4 protein-coding genes are annotated in these 2,797 nt (G+C 68.6%); 1 reads left to right on the top strand and 3 read right to left on the bottom strand.

What is annotated here, in order from left to right:
- On the bottom strand, window positions 1-121 hold a 121-nt coding region (locus G6017_RS17405; RefSeq protein WP_182616498.1), incomplete at its 3' end, for a CinA family protein.
- Between the two features lie 20 nt (window positions 122-141).
- Entirely contained in the window at window positions 142-729 is a 588-nt protein-coding gene (gene pgsA, locus G6017_RS06315; RefSeq protein ID WP_179525421.1) for a CDP-diacylglycerol--glycerol-3-phosphate 3-phosphatidyltransferase, read from the bottom strand.
- Window positions 730-806: 77 nt separating this feature from the next.
- Between pgsA and G6017_RS06320 the strand changes: the two genes are divergently transcribed.
- Entirely contained in the window at window positions 807-1,088 is a 282-nt protein-coding gene (locus G6017_RS06320; RefSeq protein WP_182616500.1) for a YciI family protein, read from the top strand.
- Between the two features lie 11 nt (window positions 1,089-1,099).
- Here G6017_RS06320 and G6017_RS06325 read toward each other — a convergent pair.
- Window positions 1,100-2,797: DNA translocase FtsK (locus tag G6017_RS06325; protein WP_241731399.1), on the bottom strand; the 1,698-nt coding region annotated here is incomplete at its 5' end.

Below are 2,797 nucleotides of genomic sequence, written 5' to 3' on the forward strand. Positions count from 1 at the left end.
CCACCGTGGCCGCGAGCATCCCCGCGGTCAGCGACTCGGCGGTCGCCAGGGTCCACCCGCGCCCGCCGAGTGCGGCCACCGCGGCCGCGGCACCCGGATCGGGGAGATCAGCGGAGGTCATGGCAACCCGGGCCGGGGGGCTCAGTGCCCGGCCCTGGCGGCCTGACGCGCCTTCACCAGGTAATCGATACCCGTGTAGACGGTCAGGACCAGCGCCACGCCGATCACGGCCCATTCGACGGGCCAGACCCAGTGCGGTAGCGGGAGGATCAGCATGCCCAGCCCCAGGGTCTGGGTCACGGTCTTGAGCTTGCCACCCTTACTGGCCGCCACCACGTGGTCGACGCCGAACAGACGCCAGAGGGTGATCCCCACCTCGCGGACGAGGATCACGATCGTCACCCACCAGAACAGCTCGTGGACCAGGGACAGCGAGATCATCGCCGCCGCCATGAGCGCCTTGTCCGCGATCGGGTCGGCGATCTTGCCGAAGTCCGTCACCAGACCCAGCCGCCGGGCGAGGTACCCGTCCACGTAGTCGGTCGCCATCGCGAACACGAAGACGACGAACGCACCCACCCGCCACCACGGGTCCTGCGCGTCGGCCACGAAGAACAGGACCACGAACACCGGGACCAACACGATCCGCAGGACGGTGAGCACGTTGGCGATGTTGAGTACGGGGACCTCGGCGCCGGGGCGTCCGTCATCGGTGATGGGAAGTGTCACCCCCTCACCTTAGCGAGACCCGGCCGAATACCCTTGATCCGACAACACCCCCGCAGCGACCAGGAAGGACCACACCGATGCCGCTCTTCGCAGTCGACTACCGGTACGAGCCCGAGCAGACCGATGACCGGGAGGCCAACAAGCCCGCCCATCGCGAGTGGCTCTCCGCCCGGGTCGACGCGGGATCGATCCGGTCGGTGGGTCCGTACACGGACGGTTCGGGCGCCCTGCTCGTCGTCGAGGCCGCCGATTCCGACACCGCCCGCGCACTGGTGGCGGAGGACCCCCACTGTCTGCGCGGAATGGTCTCCGAGGTCACCGTCCGGGAGTGGATGCCGGTGTACGGCGCGCTGGCCTGAGACCGCGCGGTTCAGCCCACCGGCGCCTCGTCCAGGTTCTCGCTCCCGGCAGGCAGGTCTCCCGGGTCCTCCTCGGGCGGGGTGCCGCCCTTGATCATCCAGATGACCGACCCCAGCTCCTCCGGCTTGACCAGCACGTCGCGGGCCTTCGAGCCCTCCGAGGGTCCGACGATGTCGCGGGACTCCATCAGGTCCATGAGCCGACCCGCCTTGGCGAACCCGACGCGGAGCTTGCGCTGCAGCATCGAGGTGGACCCGAACTGGCTGGAGACCACGAGCTCGACGGCCGCGAGCAGGTCGTCGAGGTCGTCCCCGATGTCGCCGTCGATGTCCTTCTTGGACTCCTCCTTGGCGGCGGTGACGGTGTCGTCGTAGTCGGGCTCCGCCTGGTTCTTGGCGTAGTCCACGACCTCGTGGATCTCCTCGTCGGTGATGAACGCACCCTGCATACGGACGGGTCGCGACGCCCCCATCGGGATGAAGAGACCGTCACCCATCCCGATCAGCTTCTCCGCCCCCGCCTGGTCCAGGATGACCCGCGAGTCGGTGAGCGAGGACGTGGCGAAGGCCAGACGCGACGGCACGTTGGTCTTGATGAGGCCCGTGACCACGTCGACGGACGGACGCTGCGTGGCCAGCACCAGGTGGATCCCGGCGGCACGGGCCTTCTGGGTGATCCGCACGATCGCGTCCTCGATGTCACGCGGCGCGGTCATCATGAGGTCGGCGAGTTCGTCCACCACCGCGACGATGTACGGATACGGGCGGTACACCCGTTCGCTGCCGGGCGGGGTCGTGATGGCACCGGACTTGACCCGTTCGTTGAAATCGGTGATGTGGCGCACGCGGGTGGACTTCATGTCCTGGTAGCGCTGTTCCATCTCCTCGACCAGCCACGCCAGCGCGGCGGCCGCCTTCTTGGGCTGCGTGATGATCGGGGTGATCAGGTGTGGGATCCCCTCGTACGGCGTCAGCTCGACCATCTTGGGATCCACGAGGATCAGGCGCACCTCGTCCGGTGTCGCGCGGGTGAGCAACGACACGAGCATCGAGTTGACGAAGCTGGACTTACCCGATCCGGTCGAGCCGGCCACCAGGAGGTGCGGCATCTTGGACAGGTCGGCGGTGACGAAGTCCCCCTCGATGTCCTTGCCCAGTCCGATGAGCATCGGGTTGTGCTTGGTGGCGGTCTTGGGGTCGGTGAGCACGTCGGCGAGCCTCACCAGCTCCCGGTCGAGGTTGGGGACCTCGATGCCCACCGCGGACTTGCCGGGGATCGGGGCGAGGAGACGGACGTTGTCCGTGGCCACCGCGTAGGCGATGTTCCGGTGCAGCGCCGTGATCTTCTCGACCTTGACGCCGGGGCCGAGCTCGACCTCGTAGCGCGTGACCGTCGGCCCGCGGGTGAACCCGGTGACCGCGGCGTCGATCTTGAACTGCTCGAGGACGCCCTGGATGGCGTCGATCATCTGGTCGTTGGACTCGCTGCGCTCCTTGGGCGGGTCCCCCGCGGTCAGCAGGCTGACGGGCGGCAGGGTGTACTCGACGCCGTTGAGCAGTTGCTTCTGGGAGTCGAGGCGCTCGACATCGCTGTCCGCCGCGGTGTGGGTGGACGGGGTGTTGGTCTGCGGCACCTCGGTCGTGCCGCCGGCTCCGCGCGCCTCCGCCGGGCGGACGGTGGCCCCGTTCGTGGCGTCCCCGACCGGCGC

This window comes from Dietzia sp. B44 (genome assembly GCF_014145245.1).
In the GTDB taxonomy this organism is placed as follows: domain Bacteria; phylum Actinomycetota; class Actinomycetes; order Mycobacteriales; family Mycobacteriaceae; genus Dietzia; species Dietzia natronolimnaea.

Coding starts and splice junctions, on each gene's coding strand:
- G6017_RS06320 (WP_182616500.1), top strand. CDS start 807: ATGCCGCTCTTCGCAGTCGACTACCGGTACGAGCCCGAGCAGACCGAT.